We start from the raw sequence: 19,875 nt of genomic DNA, 5'->3' as shown, positions 1-19,875 counted from the left end.
CACCGCGCCGCTCAGGCCGTCAGGCCGAGCGCGTCCATCCGGCGCGTGTGCGCGGCGATGAGTTCGGTCCAGACCGGCTCGAGCCGCTCCTGGTCCTCCCGAGCATGGGAGGCCAGCGCCGACCGGGCGACCAGCAGTGTGTCACCCACGAGCCGCCGGCCCCACATCGCCAGACGGGACGCCACCACGGGGTCCTCGTCGATGCGGGCGGTGAGTTCCTCGACCACGGCGGGCTCTTCCCGGGTGTCGAACACCGTGCGCAGGCGCTGCCGGACGTCGATCGGCAGCGAGCGCAGCAGGTTCGCGAACAGGTCGTTGAGGATGCCGGCGGTGACGTACCCCGTGAGCATCGACTCGTACCAGTCCGCACCGCTCGTGCGCTCGAGGAAGCGGTCGATCGCGTCCCGGTGCGGGGCCATCAGATCGGCCGGCTCCTTGCCGCCGCGCTCGATCTCGGCCACGATGGCACGGTGCCGCTCGAGAGCGGTCGTCGCGAGCACCCCGGTGACCAGACGGCCCGAGAGCGTCGGCGCACCGGCGCCGGCACGGCCCATGGTCTCGTACAGCGACAGCTGCAGGTAGGCGGCCTGGCCGAGGTAGACGTCCAGCTCCGGGCTGACGTCGTCCAGCTGCAGACGCTCGACGGTCCCGCTGCGCGGGTTCCGCGACGCGAGCCAGGCTGCAGCGAGCTGCCCAGCACGCTTCCGGTTCCACCACGACACCACCCGCCCAGCATACGGGTCGGGTGATCCCCCTCCGGCACGTCGGTAGACTGGCCCGGACTCCTCCCCACGAACAGGGTGAACTTCTTGACTTTCTCAGAACTCCAGATCGAGCAGGACATCGTCGATGCGCTCGCGAGCAAGGGCATCATCGAGCCCTTCCCGATCCAGCAGCAGACGATCCCGCTCGCCCTGACCGGCCAGGACATCATCGGTCAGGCCAAGACCGGCACCGGTAAGACCTTCGGGTTCGGCCTGCCGCTGATCCAGCGCATCGGCGCCGACCCCGCACCGGGTGTGAAGGCGCTCGTCGTCGTCCCGACCCGTGAACTCGCCGTGCAGGTGAGCGAGGACCTCGAGTCCGCGATGGTCAACCGTCCGACGAAGCTGGTCTCCATCTACGGCGGCAAGGCGTACGAGGGCCAGGTCGAACAGCTCAAGGCCGGCGCGCAGATCGTCGTCGGCACGCCCGGGCGTCTCATCGACCTGCAGCGGCAGCGCCTGCTCGACCTCTCGCACGTGCAGGAGATCGTCCTCGACGAGGCCGACCGCATGCTCGACCTCGGGTTCCTGTCCGACATCGAGCGCATCTTCCAGGCGGTCCCCGAGGTCCGGCACACGATGCTCTTCTCGGCGACGATGCCGGCACCGATCGTCGCGCTCGCCCGCCGCTTCATGTCGCGTCCGGTGCACATCCGCGCGACGGACCCCGACGAGGGTCTGATGCAGGCGAACATCAAGCACGTCATCTACCGCGCCCACTCCCTGGACAAGGACGAGGTCATCGCCCGCATCCTGCAGGCCGAGGGTCGCGGCAAGACCGTCATCTTCACCCGCACGAAGCGCGCCGCCGCCCGCATCGTCGAGGAGCTGAAGGACCGCGGCTTCAACGCCGCCGCCGTCCACGGTGACCTCAACCAGGAGCAGCGCGAGCGCGCGATGGCCGCCTTCAAGGCCGGCAAGCGCGACGTCCTCATCGCGACGGACGTCGCCGCCCGCGGCATCGACGTGGACGACGTCACGCACGTCATCAACCACACGATCCCGGACGACCCGGACACGTACCTGCACCGCGCCGGCCGCACCGGTCGTGCGGGCAAGACCGGCATCGCGGTCACGTTCGTGGACTGGGACGACCTGCACAAGTGGACGCTGATCGACAAGGCACTCGAGTTCGGCATCCCCGAGCCCGTCGAGACCTACTCGTCGTCGCCGCACCTGTTCACCGACCTGGACATCCCGACCGGCACCAAGGGCCGCCTGCCCGGCACCACGTCGCACGCGGCGACCGCCGGTACCGAGAAGTCGTCCGCCGGCTCGCGGTCGGGCTCCGGCTCCGGCTCGCGTTCCGGCAGCGCCGGTGAGTCCCGGTCGCGCAACCGCAGCCGGTCCGCCGGTTCCGAGCAGTCCGGCTCGCGTCGCACCTCGGGTGACCGTCCGGCGGCGGAGCGCACTGCTCCCGCCGAGGACCCCACCACGCAGGCCGCCACCACCCCGGCCGACGGTGCGCCGTCCTCCCCCGCCGGTGACGAGTCGGGCGACGGCACGCAGAAGCGTCGCCGCCGTCGTCGCCGTCGTGGCGGCAGCGGCTCGTCCGAGGCGACCGCCTCGAGCCCGCAGGGTTCCTCGGACGGCGAGTAGCGCCTCCAGACCGATCGGCCCCGTCACCCCGGTGACGGGGCCGTCGTCGTTCCCGGGCCCGCTGGCGGCTCTGCGGCGGGGTGGTGCGCGAAAGCGACAGATCTGCGCCGGTTTCCTCGCGCGATCTGTCGCTTTCGCGTCTCCGTCGCGCACCGCGCCGCCGGACGGGAGGCCCGGGGCCGGTCCGCAGGACCGGGTCAGGTCGGGCGCGTCAGGCCGGCACGTCAGGCCGGCGCGTCAGAACAGGCGCGAACCCGGGCCGACGACGGGCGCGCTGCCGGTCGCCTGCTCGACGATCGCGTCGAACGAACGACGTGCCGTGCGGTGCTCGCCGAGGCGGTTCGGCTTGCCCTCGCCGTGGTAGTCGCTCGACCCCGTGACGACGAGCCCGAACTGCTCGGTCCAGTCCAGGAGCGTCCGCTTGCCGTGCGCCTGGTTCTCGCGGTGGTCGACCTCGAGACCGGCGAGACCCGCGTCGACGAGCTCGCGGAGCATCGGCTCGTCGATCACGATCCCGCGCGAGGACGCCGCCGGGTGCGCGATCACGGGGACGCCACCAGCTGCACGGATGAGCTCGACACCACGCAGCGGGGTCGGGGCATCGTGCGGCTCGTAGTAGCCGGAGGACGGGTGCAGGATGCCACGGAACGCCGCACTGCGATCGGTCTCGAGGCCGAGTCGGACCAGGGCGTCGGCGATGTGCGGGCGACCGATCGTCGCCCCCTCGCTCGACTCGGCCAGGACGTCGTCCCAGGTGATCGGGTGGTCGCGGCCGATGGCGTCGACCATGCTGCGGGCGCGGGTCAGGCGGCCGTCGCGGATCGCGGTGGTCTCGGCGACCAGGCCCGGGTCCTGCGGGTCGACCAGGTAGCCGAGGACGTGCACGCTCCGCCAGCCGATCCGGGTGCTGAGCTCCAGCCCTGGCACCAGCGTCATCGGGAGCTGCCGGACCGCTTCGGTCGCCTCGTGCCACCCCGCGGTGGTGTCGTGGTCGGTCAGGGCGACGCCGTCGAGGCCGCTGGCCGCCGCAGCCCGGACGAGGTCCGCCGGGCGCTCGGTGCCGTCGGAGACGCTCGAGTGAGCGTGCAGGTCGATGAACGGATCAGGCACGCCGCAATGCTATCCACAGGTCACCAGCCGGTCGGACGCCGTTCACAGACGCGGGTCGGCCACGAGGGTCCGGCCGCCATGAGCGCGGTCGACTCCGGCGGGGAGCGTGTGCGGACGGCGGCGCCGGAGCCTGATCGGTGGAGCGGTGGGATGATGGGACGCATGGCCGACACCACTCCCCGCGCGACGAGCAACCGCTCCACCACTCCCGGCTCGTCCGTCTTCAAGGACCACATCGCGTCGAACTGGGCGGAGCGCGAGCGTCCGCTCCCGGCGCCCCGTGAACAGTCCGCCTTCGCTGCCGCGCGTCGTGCGCGGCTCTCCGAGCTGCACACCGGCCGGACGCTCGTCATCCCCGCCGGGCAGGCGAAGGTCCGCTCGAACGACTGCGACTACCCGTTCCGCCCGCTCTCCGCCTTCGCGCACCTGACCGGGTGGGGCACGGACACCGTCGTCGGTTCCGTGCTGGTCCTCACGCCGAACGGCAGCGGACACGACACCACGCTCTACTTCCGTGCGACCGCCGGCCGCGACTCCGAGGAGTTCTACGCCAACCCCGAGATCGGCGAGTTCTGGGTCGGCCCGCGCCCCTCCCTGTCCGAGGTCGCCGCCGACCTCGGACTGGCGACGGCCGACCTCGGGGAGCTCGACGGCGTCCTCGACGGGCTCGACGCCTCGGTGCTGGTCGTCCGCGACGCCGACACCGAGTTCACGCGCGCGCTCGACGAGCGTCTGGGTGCGACGGTCGGCGGCGCGGAGGAGCAGGACGACGCCCCGGCGACGGCGGACGTGCTCTCCCGCGACCTGTCCGAACTCCGCCTGGTGAAGGACGCGTACGAGGTCAACGAGCTGCGCAAGGCCGTCGACGCCACGCAGCACGGCTTCGACGACGTGATCGCCGACTTCGACGCCGTCCTGGCGCACCCCCGCGGTGAGCGCATCGTCGAGGGCACCTTCAACCGCCGTGCCCGCGCCGACGGCAACACGGTCGGCTACGACACGATCGCGGCGGCCGGTCACCACGCCTGCATCCTGCACTGGACGCGGAACGACGGCGCCGTGCAGCCGGGCGACCTCATCCTCATCGACGCCGGGGTCGAGGTCGACTCGTTCTACACGGCCGACATCACCCGCACGCTGCCGGTCAGCGGCACGTTCTCCCCCGTGCAGCGGATGGTCTACGAGGCCGTCCTGGAGGCTGCCGACGCGGCGTTCGCGATCGTCAAGCCCGGCATCACCTTCCGTGAGGTCCACGCGACCGCCATGCAGGTCATCGCCCGGAAGACGGCCGAGTGGGGCTTCCTGCCGGTCTCCGCCGACGAGTCGCTGCTGCCGGAGAACCAGTTCCACCGCCGCTACATGGTGCACGGCACGAGCCACCACCTCGGTCTCGACGTGCACGACTGCGCCAAGGCCCGGCGTGAGATGTACCTCGACGGCATCGTGCAGCCCGGCATGGTCTTCACGATCGAGCCCGGGCTGTACTTCCAGCAGGACGACCTGACCGTGCCAGAGGAGTTCCGCGGCATCGGTGTCCGCATCGAGGACGACGTCCTGGTGACCGAGGACGGTGCCGAGAACCTCTCGGTGCACATCCCCCGGACCCCCTCGGAAGTGGAGGGGTGGATCGCCCGCACTCCGCGCTAGCCTGGGCCTCGTGAGCGCTGAAGCCCCCTCGAGCACCTTCCTGATCGACGTCGAGCACTTCGACTCGCCCGACGCACAGCGGTTGCGTGCAGCCCAGCGCATCGAGATCGACAGCACGTACGGCGCGGACACGGAGCCCGGCCCGAAGCCGACGGCGGAATCGATCGCGGTGTTCTTCGTCGCGCGTGACGGTGACGGCACCCCGGTGGGCTGCGGCGGTCTGCGGATCGTCGACGACGGCATCGCCGAGGTGAAGCGGATGTACGTGCGGACGGAGTCCCGCGGATCCGGTGTCGCGGCCGCCATGCTGCGTCGGCTGGAAGAGGCGGCGCTCGACCTCGGCTCGCCGGCGCTGGTCCTCGAGACCGGCAGCGAGCAGAAGCGAGCGATCGCGTTCTACGAGCGTGAGGGGTTCAGCCGCATCGCGGCATTCGGCCCCTACGTCGGCGCCGACCGCTCGGTCTGCTACTCGAAGATCCTCTGATCGGCGGGTGCCGACCAACAGGCACCGAGCAGTAGGCAACGAGCAGTAGGCAACGAGCAGTAGGCACTGGCTAGCAGGGGCCGGGCAGCGGGCCCTGGACTCGGTTCGCCCGGAACCGAGGAGGGGCTCCCGGACCATCTGGTCCGGGAGCCCCTCCTCGTCAGTGTGGGTGCTGGTCAGTCGCGGCGTTCGTCCTCGCGACGAGCCTGGTCCGTGTCGTCCGTCGCACGCTCACCGGTCTGCGCCTCGGACTCGGGAGCGGCGGTCCGCTCGCCGTAGCGGGGGCCGTCGTTCGTGCCGTACTGGGCCGAACCCTCGGGGCGCTGCGGCGGGTTCGCGCCGCGGTCACCGGAGGCATCGCGGGCGGCACCGTCGTTCGTGCCGTACCGCGGGCCTCCCGTCGATCCCCGGCGAGCGTCGTCGGCGGGAGCCCGGCGAGTGGAGTCGTCGTCCGTCCCGTAGCGGGGACCGTCGTTGGTGCCGTACCGGGGACGGCCGTCCGGCGTCGGTGCCGCCTGCTGGCCGGTGCCCGGCTGCTGGTGCGGCGTCGCGTGGCCGCCGTAGGGTGAGCCCTGCTGGCCCTGCTGGCCCTGCTGGCCGTACTCGCCGTACTGCGGAGCACGGCCCTGCGTCGGCGCGCCCTGGCCGGGACCGCCCTGCGGAGCACCACCCGGCCCGGCACCGGGACGCCACGGCTGCTGGCCGACCTGACCCTGCTGGCCGTACTGGCCCTGCTGGCCCTGCTGGCCGACCTGACCCTGCTGGCCGTACTGCCCCGGCTGCCCGCCCTGCTTGGGGTTCCCGGCACCCGGCTGGTCCCACGCCGTGTGCTGGATCGCGCCGGCCTGCCCGAGGATGCGCTGCGCCTCCCCGGAGAGCTGCGGCTCGACGACGATCTGGTAGTTCGTGGCGAGGACCTGGTGGACGCTCGTGAAGTCGCGCTGTCGCTTGGTGATGGCGAACGAGACGATGCCGTAGAGCATGCCGAAGCCCGCACCGATGACGGCCGCGGCGGCGAAGAGCCCGCCGGCCGACGGTGAGAAGAGGGTGAGGACGATGCCGAAGAAGAACCCGAGCCAGAGCCCGGAGAGCGCGCCAGCGAGGGCCGCGCGGCCGTAGGTCATCTTCCCGGTGACGCGTTCGACGGTCTTCAGGTCATTGCCGACGATGGCCAGCTTCGCGACCGGGAAGTCCGCTTCGGCGAGCTTCGCGACCACGCGCTGTGCTTCGGGGTAGCTGTCGTAGGTGCCGAGGACGTCACCGCGGGGCAGCGTGGGGAACGCCTGTGCCGTGCGGCCGCCGAAGGGGCTCTGAGTGCTCACACAGTCATCATCCACCGGGCTCCTTGCGATCACACGAGAACCACCAGGGAAGGGGCGGCGAGCGCGCCGGGGCGAGCGACTACGCTGGACGGGTGAGCGCCTCGAAGGTCTTCGTCGCCCGCTTGGCCGGGTGCTCCGTCTTCGACCCCGCGGGCGATCGGGTGGGCCGGGTCCGGGACGTCCTGGTCGTCTACCGCCGGGTCGACGCCCCGCAGGTCGTCGGGTTGATCGTCGAGGTCCCCGGCAAGCGCCGGATCTTCGTCAGCATCGGCCGGATCACCTCGATCGGCGCCGGGCAGGTCATCACGACGGGCCTGGTCAACATGCGCCGCTTCGAGCAGCGCGGTGGTGAGGTCCGGGTGATCGCGGAGATCCTCGGCCGCAAGGTGCTCATCAAGAAGGAGCAGATCCGCGCCACGATCGAGGACGTCGCGATCGAGGACCACGGGCAGGGCGACTGGTCGATCGCGCAGCTCTTCCTCCGCAAGCCGAAGACCACGCCGTCGCCGTTCGGCAAGGGTCCGACGACCTTCGCCGCCTGGAACGAGGTCACCGAGGACGAGCTGCCGGGTGAGTCGCAGTCGGCCGAACACGTGATCGCCGCCTACTCGGACCTGGTGCCCGCCGACCTGGCCTCGACCCTGCTCGACCTGCCGTCCGAGCGACGCTTCGAGGTCGCCGAGGAACTGCCGGACAACCGTCTGGCCGACGTCCTCGAGGAGATGCCTGACCAGGAGCGGATCGAGATCCTCTCGGCGCTCCGTGACTCCCGTGCCGCCGACGTCCTCGACCAGATGCAGCCCGACGACGCCGCCGACCTGCTGGCGCAGCTGCCGGCCGAGCGCAGCGAAGCCCTCCTCGAGCTCATGGAGCCGGAAGAGGCGCAAGACGTCCGGATGCTGCTCGAGTACGAGCCGGACACCGCGGGCGGTCTGATGACCACCGAGCCGGTGATCCTGTCCGCCGACTCGACCGTCGCCGAGGGTCTCGCCCTGATCCGGCGCCACGAGCTCGCCCCGGTGCTCGGGGCCGCGGTCTGCGTGACGCTGCCGCCGTACGAGCCGCCGACCGGTCGCTTCCTCGGACTGGTGCACTTCCAGCGGATGCTCCGGTACCCGCCGAACGAACGCCTCGGCACCCTGATCGACCAGCAGACCGAGCCGGTCAAGGTCGACGCGAGTGCCGCTGAGGTGACCCGCGTGATGGCGACCTACAACCTCCTGTCCGTCCCCGTGGTCGACGACGCCCACCGACTCGTCGGGGTGGTGACCATCGACGACGTCCTCGACCACGTCCTGCCGGACGACTGGCGGAGTCAGGACGAGGCCGACGCCAACCCGGGCGCGGTCTCGCGCCCCCGCTCACTGACACGCAGAGCACCGCTGGCCTCGGGAAGGAGGACGACTCGTGGCACGCACGGATGAGAACCGCAGGGAACGACCCGAGGAACGTCTCGACTCCCCGAAGGGCATGCGTACCCGCGTCCTGCCGACCCGGCGCCGTGGGCGCGGGGACGCCTTCGGTCGCGCCACCGAGGGAATCGCCCGCGCGATGGGCACCCCCTGGTTCCTCATCGGCCTGACGCTCTTCTGCGTGCTGTGGATGGGCTGGAACATCCTGACGCCGAAGTCGTGGCAGTTCGACTCCGCCGCGATCGGCTTCACCGCCCTCACCCTCGTGCTGTCACTGCAGGCCTCGTACGCGGCGCCGCTGATCCTGCTCGCGCAGAACCGCCAGGACGACCGAGACCGTGTGCAGTTCGAGCAGGACCGGCAGCGGGCCGAGCGGAACCTGGCCGACACCGAGTACCTCGCCCGCGAGGTCGTGGCACTCCGCCTGGCGATGCGCGACATGGCCTCGAAGGACTTCATCCGCGCCGAGCTGCGGTCACTGCTCGAGGAGCTCGACCGCCGGGACGGCGACCCCGAGGACCTCGACGACCTGGACGACCGAGACCGAGACCGCGCGCGGAGCCAGGGGCACGACCGTGGCCACGACCGTTCGGTGACACGTGGCTGACGTCTCCCGGCCGGAGGACCAGCTCGCCACGGCGGTCCTCGCTGCCCTCGGCCGCGTCATCGACCCCGAGATCCGCCGCCCGGTGACCGAGCTGGACATGATCCGCGGGGTCGACGTGCAGCCGGGAGGCTCGGTGCGCGTCGACCTGCAACTCACGATCGTGGGGTGTCCGGCTGCCGACACCATCGAGCGGGACGTCCGGGCCGCCGCCGGTTCCGTGGCGGGTGTCACGGCGGTCGACGTCGACGTGTCCGTGATGGACCCCGCCGTGCGTCGTGCCCTCACGGAGCGGCTGCGCGAGGGCCGTCCGCAGGGCGTCCAGTTCACCCCGGACTCGTTGACCCGCGTCATCGCGGTGACGAGCGGCAAGGGCGGCGTCGGCAAGTCCACGGTGACGGCGAACCTGGCCGTCGCCCTCGCCCGTCGTGGGCAGCGCGTCGGCATCGTCGACGTCGACGTGCACGGCTTCAGCATCCCGGGCCTGATGGGCCTCACCGACGAGCACGGCGTCGCGCCTCGCCCGACCCGCGTGGACAGCATGATCCTGCCGCCGGTCGCCCACGAGGTGAAGGTCGTCTCGATCGGCATGTTCGTCGACGACGTCTCCACCGCGGTGTCCTGGCGCGGGCCGATGCTGCACCGGACGGTCAACCAGTTCCTGTCCGACGTGTGGTTCGGTGACCTCGACGTGCTCCTGCTCGACATGCCGCCCGGCACCGGTGACGTGGCGATCTCCGTCGGCCAGCTCCTGCCGCACGCCGAGGTCCTCGTCGTGACCACGCCACAGGCTGCTGCGGCGGACGTCGCCGAACGCAGCGGGATCGTCGCCCGGCAGACGGGTCAGCGGGTGATCGGCGTCGTCGAGAACATGGCGGGACTCGTGCAACCCGACGGCAGCGTGCTGCACCTCTTCGGCGAGGGCGGCGGCGACGAGACCGCCCGACGGCTCTCCCGCGGGCAGGACTCCCCCGTGCCGGTGCTCGGCCGGGTGCCGCTCTCGGTGCCGCTGCGCGCCGGGGGTGATGTGGGCCTCCCGGTCGTGCTGGGTGACCCGACGGACGCCGCAGCCGTCGCGCTGGACGCGGTGGCGGAGCGGCTCACCGCGATGGGTCGCGGGTTGGCCGGGCGGAAGCTCGGCCTCTCGCTGTCGTGAGGCGGCTGCGTCAGGTCGCTTCGGCGTCGTACGGTGCCGGCTCGCCAGCGGCCAACGGCACGATCGGCGCGGGTGCGCGGACCTTCGCCGCAGTCACCGTCGCCGCGGCCGCAGCCGCCTCGGCACCGGCGGACGGGGAGTCGAGCAGGGCGTCGCGGATGATCCGACGCGGGTCGTACTGACGCGGGTCCAGCTTCTGCCAGTCCACGTCGTCGAAGTCGGGGCCCATCTCCTCGCGCATCCGGTCCTTCGCGGTGTCCGCGAACCGGCGGACGGCCTTGACGAAGTCGGCGAGCTTCTGGGCGTACACGGGCAACCGCTGCGGCCCGAGCAACAGCACGGCGATGATCCCGATGAGCAGGATCTTGTCGAGCTGGATGTTCACGGGAGCGAGCCTAACGCGTGGAGTCGGCGAGTCACCCGTAGAGTTGACCGACGAGGAGTGTGCGTGTCAGAGAAAGACTCGAACTGGAAGTTCGCGGAGGACATCGTCTCCGAACCCGACGGTGTCGCCCGTGCCCGTGAGCGCTCCCTCGAGCTCGGGGTCGAAGCCGTCTCACCCGCCATCGGCGCGCAGATGAGCGTGATCGCGGCCGCCTCGCGGGCGACGAGCATCATCGAGATCGGCACCGGGCTCGGCGTCTCCGGGCTGTACCTGCTCGCGGGTGCACCCGATGCGACCCTGACGACGATCGACATCGAGATCGACCACCAGCAGGACGCCCGGGACGCCTTCATCGCCGCCGGCACCGCGCCCGGACGGGTCCGACTGATCCCGGGCCGCGCCGCGCAGGTGCTGCCGCGGATGAACGACGCCTCGTACGACGTCGTGCTCATCGACGCCGACCCGGAGCACGTCATCGAGTACGTCGAGCACGGCCTGCGGCTGGCGAAGACCGGTGGCACCGTGCTCGTCCCGCACGCGCTGTGGCGCGGCAAGGTCGCGGACCCCGTCAAGCGGGACCGCGCGACGACCGACTTCCGGCTGCTCCTGACCGAGGTGTCGACCTCCGGTGCGGTCCGCAGCGCCCTGTCCCCCGCGGGCGACGGGCTGCTGCAGATGACGAAGCTCACCGACTGACCGAGGCCGCATGGCGTGCCGCCCGCGGTTCGCCGCGGTCGCACGGCGTGCTGCCGACCGCCCGGTTCGGCGGCCGTTCGTACGACGTCGGAGCGCGACCAGGGCCGGCCGGGAGGCACGACTCACGCCAGGTGCCGCAGGTACCGCTCCGGAGCCTCGAGGAACGCCCGCTGGTTCCGGACGAGATCCAGGTCTGCCCAGGCGCTCCGACGGATGCCCCACTCCCCCACCTCGAGGACGGTCGCGTCCGGGAACGCGGCGAGCACCGGCGAGTGCGTCGACAGGATCACCTGACCGACACCGTCCTCGACGATGGACTGCAGGAGCGCGATCAGCGACAGGCAGCCCGAGAACGACAGCGCCGACTCCGGTTCGTCGAGCAGCCACAGCCCGGGCCACCGCGCCCGGTCGATGACGAAGTCCAGGAACGACTCGCCGTGGCTACGCTCGTGGAACCGCGGCTCGGGGCGGCTCGGGTTCGGGTGCTGCTCCAGGTAGGTGAAGAAACCGTGCATGGTCTCGGCACGCAGGAAGAACCCACTGCGCGCTGCCCCGAAGTCGCGAACCAGACGGATGTGTTCCCACAGGTCGGACTCGGACGGTCGTGTCGAGTGCCCGGACCCGGTCGATCCGCCCTCCGGCGCCATGCCGAACGCCAGTGCGATCGCCTCGACCAGGGTCGACTTCCCGACGCCGTTCTCACCGACCAGCACCGTGACGGGACCGAGTTCGAGCCCCTCGTCGAGCAGCTGCCGGACCGGCGCCAGGGTCGCCGGCCAGTCGTCGCGCGGCATCGGGTCCGGGTCGAGGTACTCCTCGATGCGGCGGACCGGCAGGTTGCGGACGCGGTCCCGGGGCACGTGACCATCATGCCGGGCGGGACCGACAGCCTCCAGGCCGGGGCTCCGATCGGGCGTCCGCCGGCGGGTCATCCCCACCGGGTCTCCGCCGATGACGGACGCACGGAAGGCCCGGGACGTACGCGTCCCGGACCTTCCGTGGTGGTGCGTCGACGAACTAGGCCGAGACGACCTCTGCCAGTGCGTCGTGGAGTTCCTTGGCCTCGGCGTCGTTGACCGAGACCACCAGGCGGCCTCCACCCTCGAGCGGAACCCGCACGATGATGAGTCGACCCTCCTTGACAGCCTCCATCGGCCCGTCGCCGGTCCTCGGCTTCATTGCTGCCATCAGATTGTCCCCTTTCGTGCAGTACGAACAGGGGCCATTATCCCGTAGACAGGCACGACTGCGAAACCGCCCAGGTCGGGGGTGCTCCCTGAGCGCACCCTGAGCGTCACGGCGGCGTCCAGTCGTACCCGTCCACCCACCAGCAGAAGTACAGCCAGGTCCACTGCAGGACGACCGCCAGGACCACCATCGCGACCCGGTAGACCCGCGATCGGGGCAGCGCGACGACCCCGAGCAGCGGGGCGATCGGCAGCAGGATCCGCCACGTGCTGGACTGCGGGAAGAACACCGCCAGCAGGTACACCAGGTACGCGACACCCCACAGTCGGAGCTCCAGGCCGATGCGCCGAGCGGCTGGCTGGAACACCACGGCGACGAAGCCGACCAGCACCACGACCAGCAGGATCGTGCCCGCCGGCTGGTGGAACCACCACCCGAAGCCCTGCACCCACGGGGTGAAGGGCACGAGGTCCCCCCAGCCGATGTACGACGACCGCCAGGCGAGCTCGGTGTCGGTGTACGCGCGTGGCACACCCGTGGCTGCCCAGGCGATCGCGGGCCAGGCCAGACCGACCAGTCCGGACACCACGGCAACGATCGCCGGGGCGACGGCCGTCCGCACCGTCAGCCGCTCGGGCATCCGGAGCCAGGCCGGACGGAGCACACCGACGACCACGAACAGGCCCATCAGGAGGGCGAACGCCAGACCGGTCGGACGGGTGATCCCGAGGAGCAGGACCACGGGCAGCATCGCCCAGTACCGCCGCTGCACCAGGAGCAGCAACGCGACGAGCAGGAGCAGCAGCCCCATCGCCTCGGCGTAGGCGACCTGGAACACCACCGAGACCGGAGCGACGCAGAACAGGACCGTGGCGAAGGTCGCGCGGGCCGGGTCGAGGAAGCGCCCCATCAGACGCCGGAAGACCAGGGCCGCGCCCCAGCCGGCGAGGAGCGACACTCCGACGGCCACGAACTCGAACGATGCGCCGGTGACCGTCATGAGTGCCCGGACCATGAACGGGTACGCGGGCATGAACGCCCACGCGTTCTCGGTCACGTGCCCGGCGGCGTCGATCGGCAGCGTCGACGGGTAGCCGGACGCGGCGATCACCCGGTACCAGGCGCCGTCCCAGATCGAGGCGAACGACAGGTACGACGGGTGCTGCACCGTGAACGAGTTCGCGGTCTGGATCCGCGCGAAGCCGGACATCAGCGCCGTCGTCAGGACGCGCGAGAGTGTGTAGACGACGGTGATCCGCAGCCACCACGGCAGCAGTCGCCACCGGACGACCAGCCACGACCGCCCCGCTCGCGGCGACCGTGCGCGGGGCACGGCCGACGAGGCGGTGGTCACGCCGTCAGCCACCGCCGCAGCCCGTCCTCGACGGCCGTGATCTGAGCGACGGGGACCTGTTCGTCGTCGTGGTGCGCGAAGACCGGCTCGCCGGGGCCGTAGTTCACGGCCGGGACGCCGAGCGCGGAGAACCGGGCGACGTCGGTCCAGCCGTACTTCGGCCGCGGCGCCGGACCGCCGACGGCCGAGACGAACTGCTGCGCCAGCGGGGCATCGAGGCCGGGGCGGGCGCCGGCTGCCAGGTCCACGATCGTGACGTCGTAGCCGTCGAAGAGCTCACGGATGTGCGCGACGGCCTCTTCCGCCGAGCGCGACGGCGCGAAGCGGTAGTTCACGTGCACCATCGCCTCGTCGGGGATCACGTTGCCGGCGATGCCGCCCGAGATGCCCACGGCGTTCAGACCCTCGCGGTACTCGAGCCCGTCCACCGTCACCGTGCGGGGCTCGTACGCGGCGAGGGTGGCCAGGATCGGGGCCGTCTTGTGGATCGCGTTGTCGCCGATCCAGCTGCGCGCGCTGTGGGAGCGCTTGCCGGACGTGCGGACCTCGGCGCGCAGGTTGCCGTTGCAGCCGCCCTCGATCTGCGCCCCCGACGGCTCCCCCAGGATCGCGAAGTCGCCGGCGAGCAGCTCGGGCCGCGTGCGGGCCAGACGACCGAGGCCGTTCAGCGCGTCACTGACCTCTTCGTGGTCGTAGAAGACCCACGTCACGTCGACGTTCGGCGCGACGAGGTCGACCGCGAGCTTGAGCTGCACCGCGCAGCCGGCCTTCATGTCGACCGTCCCGCGCCCCCAGAGGATCTCCGTGCCGTCGTCGGCGGTGCGGAACTCCGTCGGCAGGTTGTCGTTGAGCGGCACGGTGTCGATGTGCCCGGCGATCACCACGCGACGCGCGCGACCGAGCTGCGTGCGGGCGACGATGGCGTCCCCGTCGCGGACCACGTCGAGGTGCTCGAGCGGGGCCAGGGCGGCTTCGATCGCGTCGGCGAGGGCACCTTCGTTGCCGGACACCGATTCGATGTCGCAGATCGCGCGGGTGATGTCGATGGACGAGGCGGAGAGGTCGAGCGGCTGCGGCATGCGGGCAGCCTACCGATCGTTCCCCGCAGGTCGGCAGTTCTCCACAGGAGTCCGGGTGGACGGTCTCCGGAGGTGGCTGCTCGGTACGCTCGGAGGGTGACCGAGACGACCCCGCAGCCCGACACCTCCGACACCTCCCGCGCCTCGCACGCGTGGGGCCACGGCCTCGCGACGATCGCGTCTGACGGCACCGTGCTCGACACCTGGTTCCCGACGACGCACCTCGGCCGGGTGCCCACCGACGCGACCGTCCCCGACGAGCTCGTCGCGGCCGCCGGTGACGACCCGCGCCGTGACGTCCGGATCGAGACCGTCACCGTCGAGATCGCCATCGACGACGCGCCCGCGAGCACCCCGGACGCCTACCTCCGCCTGCACCTGCTCAGCCACCTGCACGTGCGGCCGAACGAGATCTCCCTCGACGGCGTCTTCGGCCACCTGCCGATCGTCGCGTGGACGAACGCCGGCCCGGTGCTCCCCGAGACGCTCGCCCGGCTGCGGCCGACCCTGCAGCGCGCCGGGATCGCCGTGCACGCGATCGACAAGTTCCCGCGGCTGGTCGACTACGTCGTGCCCGACCGCGTCCGCATCGGCGACGCCAACCGGGTCCGACTCGGTGCCCACCTGGCACCGGGCACCACCGTCATGCACGAGGGCTTCGTCAACTTCAACGCCGGCACCCTCGGCGAGGCGATGATCGAGGGCCGCGTCTCGCAGGGCGTCGTCGTCGGCGACGGCACCGACATCGGCGGCGGCGCATCGATCATGGGCACGCTCTCCGGCGGTGGCACCCACCGCGTGCGGCTCGGAGCACGTGCCCTGCTCGGCGCGAACGCCGGGCTCGGGATCTCGCTCGGTGACGACTCCGTGGTCGAGTCCGGACTCTACGTCACCGCCGGCACGAAGGTCGTCCTGGTCGGCGCCGCACCGAACCCGGACGGCACACCCCGCACCGTGAAGGCCGTCGAGCTCTCGGACGCGCCGAACGTCCTGTTCCGCCGCAACTCCCTGACCGGGGCGGTCGAGGCGCTGCAGCGGAAGGGCGAGGGGATCCAGCTGAACACCGCGCTGCACGCCTGACACGCGCGATCCGGCGCGACCAGCCGGGAGGCCCGTCACCCGTCCGTCGGACGGGTGACGGGCCTCCCTTGCGCCGCGGGGAGCTGCAGGTCACCGCGGAGGCGGGACCGGGCCCGGGCTGGGGCTCCGCTCGCTCTGGTCCTCCGCTCCGGTCCGGTCCGCCGCCGAGTCCGGCCGGGTCCGGTCCGGTCCGCTCCGCCGCCCAGTCCGGTCCGCTCCGGTCCGCCGCCCCGGCGGCCATGCTCGCGATCAGCCCGACGAACGGCTGAGCGGGCGGAACACCAGGCCGCGGCGACGGACGGCCGCGGAGTTCCGCCCGCTCGCGACCGAGGCACCGGGGGCCGGTGCCGGTCCACGAGCACCGCACCGGGCCTCCACCCCGTCGCCCGACCCACCCGCTGGACCCGCACGTCCGACGAGCGGGCGGAACACCAGGCTGCGGCGACGGACGGCCGCGGAGTTCCGCCCGCTCGCGACCGAGGCGCCGGGGGCCGGTGCCGGTCCACGAGCACCGCACCGGGCCTCCAGGCCGTCGCCCGACCCACCCGCGGGACCCGCACGTCCGACGAGCGGGCGGAAGACCAGGGTGCTCTCGCGGAGCGACCGCGCGTTTGCGCCCGCTCGCGTGCGCCCGAGTGGTCGAGCCCGCTCGAGGCGCGGCGAAGCGCACTCCGGGGCGGCCGAGCACGACGAGCCGAGCTCCGTTCGGGCGCGAACGGGCGGAAGGCCAGGGTGGGCCGCCGCGTGACCGCACCGTTCCGCTCGCTCGGCGGCGGCGGCGGGAGGACGGGACACGGACGGCGCGATCCACCCGGGCATGCCGCGGACACGCGCGTCGCCCGCGACACGCGGGACCCGCACGACGCGTGCGACCCGCCCGACCCGCTGGACCCGAAAGACCCGCACGCGGACGTGTGCGGAGGTGTGCGGCCATGCGTGGAGGTGTGCGGACATGCCTGGAGGCCCGGCGCCGGTCCACGAGACCGGCACCGGGCCTCCAGGCGGTCACGCCCACCCCTCCGGAGGCGAGCGGACCGACGAGCGGGTCAGCGCTGCGGCACGTGCCGCTCCGGGTACCCCACGTACAGCTGCTGCGGGCGCCCGATCTTGTTCAGCGGGTCGTTGTTCAGTTCACGCCACTGCGCGATCCAGCCGGGCAGCCGGCCGATGGCGAACAGCACCGTGAACATCCGCGGCGGGAAGCCCATCGCCTTGTAGATGATGCCGGTGTAGAAGTCGACGTTCGGGTAGAGCTTGCGGCTGACGAAGTACTCGTCCTCGAGTGCGATCTGCTCGAGTTCCTTCGCGATGTCGAGCAGGTCGTCCTGCACGCCGAGTGCCTCGAGGACCTCGTCCGCGGACTCCTTGACGAGCTTCGCGCGGGGGTCGTAGTTCTTGTAGACGCGGTGTCCGAAGCCCATGAGCTTCACCCCGCGCTCCTTGTTCTTCACCCGCTCGACGAAGCGCGTCACGGGCTCGCCCGAGTCCTTGATCTGCTGCAGCATCTCGAGGACGGCCTCGTTCGCGCCGCCGTGCAGCGGACCGTAGAGGGCGTTGATGCCGGCCGAGATCGACGCGAACATGTTCGCCTTGGTCGAGCCGACAAGGCGGACGGTCGAGGTGGAGGCGTTCTGCTCGTGGTCCTCGTGCAGGATGAGCAGTCGGTCCAGGGCCTTCGAGAGCACCGGGTTCGGCTCGTACGGCTCGGCCATCGTGCCGAAGTTCAGCCGCAAGAAGTTGTCGACGAAGGACAGGCTGTTGTCCGGGTAGAGGAACGCCTGACCGATCGCCTTCTTGTGCGCGTACGCGGCGATGACCGGCAGCTTGGCGAGGAGCCGGACGGTCTGCAGTTCGACCTTCTCGGGATCGTCGACGTCCATGTCGTCCTCGTAGTACGTCGACAGGGCGCTGACCGCACTGGACAGCACGGACATCGGGTGCGCCGAGTGCGGCAGCGCGTCGAACAGGCGCCGGAGGTCCTCGTGCAACAGGGTGTGGCGGCGGATCCGGCTGTCGAACGCCTCGAGCTCACTCGGGGTCGGCAGCTCGCCGTAGATGAGGAGCCAGGCGACCTCGAGGAACGTGCAGTTCGCTGCGACCTCGGCGATCGGGTAGCCGCGGTAGCGGAGGATCCCCTGGTCGCCGTCGATGTAGGTGATCGCGCTCTTGGTGGCCCCGGTGTTCACGAAGCCGTAGTCGAGCGTGTTCAGCCCGGTCTGCTTCTTGAGCGACGAGATGTCGATCGTGGAGGCGCCGTCGACGCTCTGCAGGATCGGGAACTCCGCCGTTCCCCCCGGGAACGTCAACGTGGCCGTCTCGGTCGCCTGTTCGGCACCGGGGCTCACGGGGACGGGCGTCGTGGGCGGTGTGGCCGTCTTCTGAGCGTCGTTGGCAGTGTCAGTCACGCTGGACAGCCTAATCGCGGCGACTGTCGCTCGGGTACATGCAGCGGCTCCGGAGTTGGTGTGGAACCACTGTTGCGCGGACGCGTCGCGGGTGGGCGGGTGTTCGTCCGGGAGGCCCGTCAGCCGTTCGCGACCCGGCCTGCGCTGGCGAGACGCTGGGCTGCGGCGGCGATCCGGTCGTCGGTCGCGGTCAGCGCGACGCGCACGTGTCGGGCGCCAGCCGCCCCGTAGAACGTGCCCGGGGCGACGAGGATGCCGTGCTCGGCGAGCCACGCCACGGTGTCGAGCGCGGGCTCGTCTCGGGTCGCCCAGAGGTACAGTCCGGCGCCGCTGGCGTCGATGCGGAAGCCGGCACGTTCGAATGCCGTCCGGAGCACGTTCCGCCGGTTGCGGTACCGGGTCTTCTGCTGTTGGACGTGTGTCTGGTCCTCGAGCGCGACGATCATCGCCTGTTGGACCGGCAGCGGCGGCATCATGCCGGTGTGCTTGCGGATCGCCAGGACGTCCGCGAGCAGGACCGGGTCGCCGGCGACGAAGGCTGCACGGTAGCCGGCGAGGTTCGACTGCTTCGACAGCGAGTAGACGCTGAGGACACCGTCGAAGGAGTCCCCCACCACACGCGGGTCCAGGATCGTCGGCGTCGGCGTGGTGTCGTACGGCGCGTCCCAGCCGAGTTCGGCGTAGCACTCGTCACCGACGATCACGGCACCGAGTTCGCGGGCCCGGTCGACGGCGGCGCGGAGCTGGTCGATCGAGAGCACCCGTCCGTCCGGGTTGCCCGGGGAGTTCAGCCACACGAGCTTCGTGCTGGACGGCCAGGTGGCGGGGTCGTCGGCGGCCAGGGCATCGGCGCGCACGAGGGCTGCGCCGAGCTCGTAGGTCGGGTACGCCGCTTCCGGGAACACGACGGTGTCACCGGGGCCGAGCCCCAGCCAGAGCGCCAGGCCCGCGATGAACTCCTTCGACCCGATGGTCGGCAGGACGTGGTCGGCGGTCAGCTGGACGCCCTGCCGCCGGCCGTACCAGGCGGCGATGGCCTCACGGAGCGCCGGGGTGCCGGCGACCTGCGGGTAGGCGTGCGCGTCGGTGGCGTCGGCCAGCGCGCGACGGACGACGTCAGGCGTCGGGTCGACCGGCGAACCGACACTGAGGTCGACGATCCCGCCGTCGTACGCCGTGGCACGCTGCTTGTACACCGCGAGCTGGTCCCAGGGGAAGTCGGGCAGGTCGAGCGGCACGGGTCAGGCCCGCGGCTGCGCCATGACGACCGGGTGGTCAGCGTGGATGACGCCGACCTTGGCCGCACCGCCGGGCGAACCGATCTCGGAGAAGAACTCGACGTTGGCCTTGTAGTAGTCGGCCCACTGCTCGGGGAGGTCGTCCTCGTAGTAGATGGCCTCGACCGGGCAGACCGGCTCGCAGGCACCGCAGTCGACGCACTCGTCCGGGTGGATGTACAGCGACCGGTCACCCTCGTAGATGCAGTCCACGGGGCATTCGTCGATGCACGCGCGGTCCTTGACGTCGACACAGGGCTGGGCGATCACGTAGGTCACGAGCGAGTGCTCCCTTCCGGGGGTTGAGCGACTG

Annotated in this window: 19 protein-coding genes; 8 read left to right on the top strand and 11 right to left on the bottom strand. The window is 71.4% G+C overall.

Features of this window, described 5'->3' with window-relative positions; genetic code table 11:
- Positions 1 to 11: 11 nt before the first annotated feature.
- Complete coding sequence (locus DEJ24_RS10880; RefSeq protein WP_258366129.1) at positions 12 to 725, bottom strand: ferritin-like domain-containing protein; 714 nt, start codon at positions 723 to 725, stop codon at positions 12 to 14.
- Positions 726 to 809: 84 nt separating this feature from the next.
- Here DEJ24_RS10880 and DEJ24_RS10875 point away from each other — a divergent pair, with 84 nt between their 5' ends.
- Positions 810 to 2,363 (top strand): DEAD/DEAH box helicase, encoded by a 1,554-nt coding sequence (locus tag DEJ24_RS10875; protein ID WP_111078698.1) that lies wholly within the window; start codon positions 810 to 812, stop codon positions 2,361 to 2,363.
- Positions 2,364 to 2,600: 237 nt separating this feature from the next.
- Here the strand turns inward: DEJ24_RS10875 and DEJ24_RS10870 are convergent, their stop codons facing one another.
- Positions 2,601 to 3,473, bottom strand: coding sequence for a PHP domain-containing protein (locus tag DEJ24_RS10870; protein ID WP_111078652.1), 873 nt, complete (start codon positions 3,471 to 3,473; stop codon positions 2,601 to 2,603).
- Positions 3,474 to 3,635: 162 nt separating this feature from the next.
- On the opposite strand from DEJ24_RS10870, the gene DEJ24_RS10865 reads away from it, so the two are divergent.
- A complete protein-coding gene (locus DEJ24_RS10865; RefSeq protein ID WP_111078697.1) occupies positions 3,636 to 5,120 on the top strand; it encodes an aminopeptidase P family protein in 1,485 nt (494 codons plus the stop codon).
- Between the two features lie 10 nt (positions 5,121 to 5,130).
- Complete coding sequence (locus tag DEJ24_RS10860) at positions 5,131 to 5,604, top strand: GNAT family N-acetyltransferase (protein WP_220034470.1); 474 nt, start codon at positions 5,131 to 5,133, stop codon at positions 5,602 to 5,604.
- A 176-nt stretch (positions 5,605 to 5,780) separates the two neighbouring features.
- Here DEJ24_RS10860 and DEJ24_RS10855 read toward each other — a convergent pair whose 3' ends face one another.
- The gene (locus tag DEJ24_RS10855; RefSeq protein ID WP_111078651.1) at positions 5,781 to 6,926 is read right to left on the bottom strand and encodes a general stress protein; all 1,146 of its coding nucleotides are present in this window, start codon (positions 6,924 to 6,926) and stop codon (positions 5,781 to 5,783) included.
- A gap of 92 nt (positions 6,927 to 7,018) precedes the next feature.
- On the opposite strand from DEJ24_RS10855, the gene DEJ24_RS10850 reads away from it, so the two are divergent.
- The 3 genes from DEJ24_RS10850 to DEJ24_RS10840 are packed head-to-tail and all read left to right on the top strand — an operon-like array spanning position 7,019 to position 10,098.
- Positions 7,019 to 8,350: a magnesium transporter MgtE N-terminal domain-containing protein gene (locus DEJ24_RS10850; RefSeq protein ID WP_111078650.1), complete on the top strand. Its 1,332-nt coding sequence runs from the start codon at positions 7,019 to 7,021 to the stop codon at positions 8,348 to 8,350.
- Positions 8,351 to 8,396: 46 nt separating this feature from the next.
- Positions 8,397 to 8,945 (top strand): DUF1003 domain-containing protein, encoded by a 549-nt coding sequence (locus DEJ24_RS10845; protein ID WP_111078695.1) that lies wholly within the window; start codon positions 8,397 to 8,399, stop codon positions 8,943 to 8,945.
- The gene (locus DEJ24_RS10840; protein WP_111078649.1) at positions 8,938 to 10,098 is read left to right on the top strand and encodes an Mrp/NBP35 family ATP-binding protein; all 1,161 of its coding nucleotides are present in this window, start codon (positions 8,938 to 8,940) and stop codon (positions 10,096 to 10,098) included. The genes DEJ24_RS10845 and DEJ24_RS10840 overlap by 8 nt, the downstream gene beginning before the upstream one ends.
- Before the next feature lie 10 nt (positions 10,099 to 10,108).
- Here the strand turns inward: DEJ24_RS10840 and DEJ24_RS10835 are convergent, their stop codons facing one another.
- Positions 10,109 to 10,483 carry a twin-arginine translocase TatA/TatE family subunit gene (locus tag DEJ24_RS10835; RefSeq protein ID WP_111078648.1) on the bottom strand — a complete coding sequence of 125 codons (375 nt, stop codon included), beginning with the start codon at positions 10,481 to 10,483 and terminating at the stop codon, positions 10,109 to 10,111.
- Between the two features lie 63 nt (positions 10,484 to 10,546).
- Here DEJ24_RS10835 and DEJ24_RS10830 point away from each other — a divergent pair, with 63 nt between their 5' ends.
- A complete protein-coding gene (locus DEJ24_RS10830; RefSeq protein WP_111078647.1) occupies positions 10,547 to 11,179 on the top strand; it encodes an O-methyltransferase in 633 nt (210 codons plus the stop codon).
- A gap of 122 nt (positions 11,180 to 11,301) precedes the next feature.
- Here the strand turns inward: DEJ24_RS10830 and DEJ24_RS10825 are convergent, their stop codons facing one another.
- The 4 genes from DEJ24_RS10825 to dapE form a co-directional block, all read right to left on the bottom strand.
- The gene (locus DEJ24_RS10825; RefSeq protein ID WP_111078694.1) at positions 11,302 to 11,973 is read right to left on the bottom strand and encodes an AAA family ATPase; all 672 of its coding nucleotides are present in this window, start codon (positions 11,971 to 11,973) and stop codon (positions 11,302 to 11,304) included.
- A 223-nt stretch (positions 11,974 to 12,196) separates the two neighbouring features.
- A complete protein-coding gene (locus tag DEJ24_RS10820) occupies positions 12,197 to 12,367 on the bottom strand; it encodes a DUF3117 domain-containing protein (protein WP_017887054.1) in 171 nt (56 codons plus the stop codon).
- Positions 12,368 to 12,473: 106 nt separating this feature from the next.
- Positions 12,474 to 13,721 (bottom strand): mannosyltransferase family protein, encoded by a 1,248-nt coding sequence (locus DEJ24_RS10815; protein WP_258374635.1) that lies wholly within the window; start codon positions 13,719 to 13,721, stop codon positions 12,474 to 12,476.
- Positions 13,718 to 14,800: a succinyl-diaminopimelate desuccinylase gene (gene dapE / locus DEJ24_RS10810; RefSeq protein ID WP_111078645.1), complete on the bottom strand. Its 1,083-nt coding sequence runs from the start codon at positions 14,798 to 14,800 to the stop codon at positions 13,718 to 13,720. The genes DEJ24_RS10815 and dapE overlap by 4 nt, the downstream gene beginning before the upstream one ends.
- A gap of 96 nt (positions 14,801 to 14,896) precedes the next feature.
- Between dapE and dapD the strand changes: the two genes are divergently transcribed.
- On the top strand, positions 14,897 to 15,880 hold the full coding sequence (gene dapD / locus DEJ24_RS10805; protein WP_111078644.1) for a 2,3,4,5-tetrahydropyridine-2,6-dicarboxylate N-succinyltransferase: 984 nt from the start codon (positions 14,897 to 14,899) through the stop codon (positions 15,878 to 15,880).
- Between the two features lie 1,046 nt (positions 15,881 to 16,926).
- On the opposite strand, the gene DEJ24_RS10800 is transcribed toward dapD, so the two are convergent.
- The 3 genes from DEJ24_RS10800 to fdxA all read right to left on the bottom strand — a co-directional run bounded on the left by DEJ24_RS10800 (position 16,927) and on the right by fdxA (position 19,841).
- A complete protein-coding gene (locus DEJ24_RS10800; protein ID WP_110903273.1) occupies positions 16,927 to 18,225 on the bottom strand; it encodes a citrate synthase in 1,299 nt (432 codons plus the stop codon).
- A gap of 179 nt (positions 18,226 to 18,404) precedes the next feature.
- Entirely contained in the window at positions 18,405 to 19,523 is a 1,119-nt protein-coding gene (gene dapC / locus DEJ24_RS10795; protein ID WP_111078643.1) for a succinyldiaminopimelate transaminase, read from the bottom strand.
- A gap of 3 nt (positions 19,524 to 19,526) precedes the next feature.
- Positions 19,527 to 19,841: a ferredoxin gene (gene fdxA, locus DEJ24_RS10790; RefSeq protein ID WP_110903275.1), complete on the bottom strand. Its 315-nt coding sequence runs from the start codon at positions 19,839 to 19,841 to the stop codon at positions 19,527 to 19,529.
- Between the last annotated feature and the right edge of the window lie 34 nt (positions 19,842 to 19,875).

The organism is Curtobacterium sp. MCPF17_001 (assembly GCF_003234615.1).
GTDB lineage: Bacteria > Actinomycetota > Actinomycetes > Actinomycetales > Microbacteriaceae > Curtobacterium.
Note: the sequence above shows the minus strand (reverse complement) of the source record. Positions and strands in the feature narration are given on the sequence as shown.

What these genes read in the sequence shown, in the direction of transcription:
- DEJ24_RS10845 (WP_111078695.1), top strand. Translation starts at nt 8,397, where the DNA reads ATGCGTACCCGCGTCCTGCCGACCCGGCGCCGTGGGCGCGGGGACGCC.
- DEJ24_RS10825 (WP_111078694.1), bottom strand. Translation starts at nt 11,973, where the DNA reads ATGCCGCGCGACGACTGGCCGGCGACCCTGGCGCCGGTCCGGCAGCTG.
- DEJ24_RS10865 (WP_111078697.1), top strand. Translation starts at nt 3,636, where the DNA reads ATGGCCGACACCACTCCCCGCGCGACGAGCAACCGCTCCACCACTCCC.
- dapE (WP_111078645.1), bottom strand. Translation starts at nt 14,800, where the DNA reads ATGCCGCAGCCGCTCGACCTCTCCGCCTCGTCCATCGACATCACCCGC.
- DEJ24_RS10820 (WP_017887054.1), bottom strand. Translation starts at nt 12,367, where the DNA reads ATGGCAGCAATGAAGCCGAGGACCGGCGACGGGCCGATGGAGGCTGTC.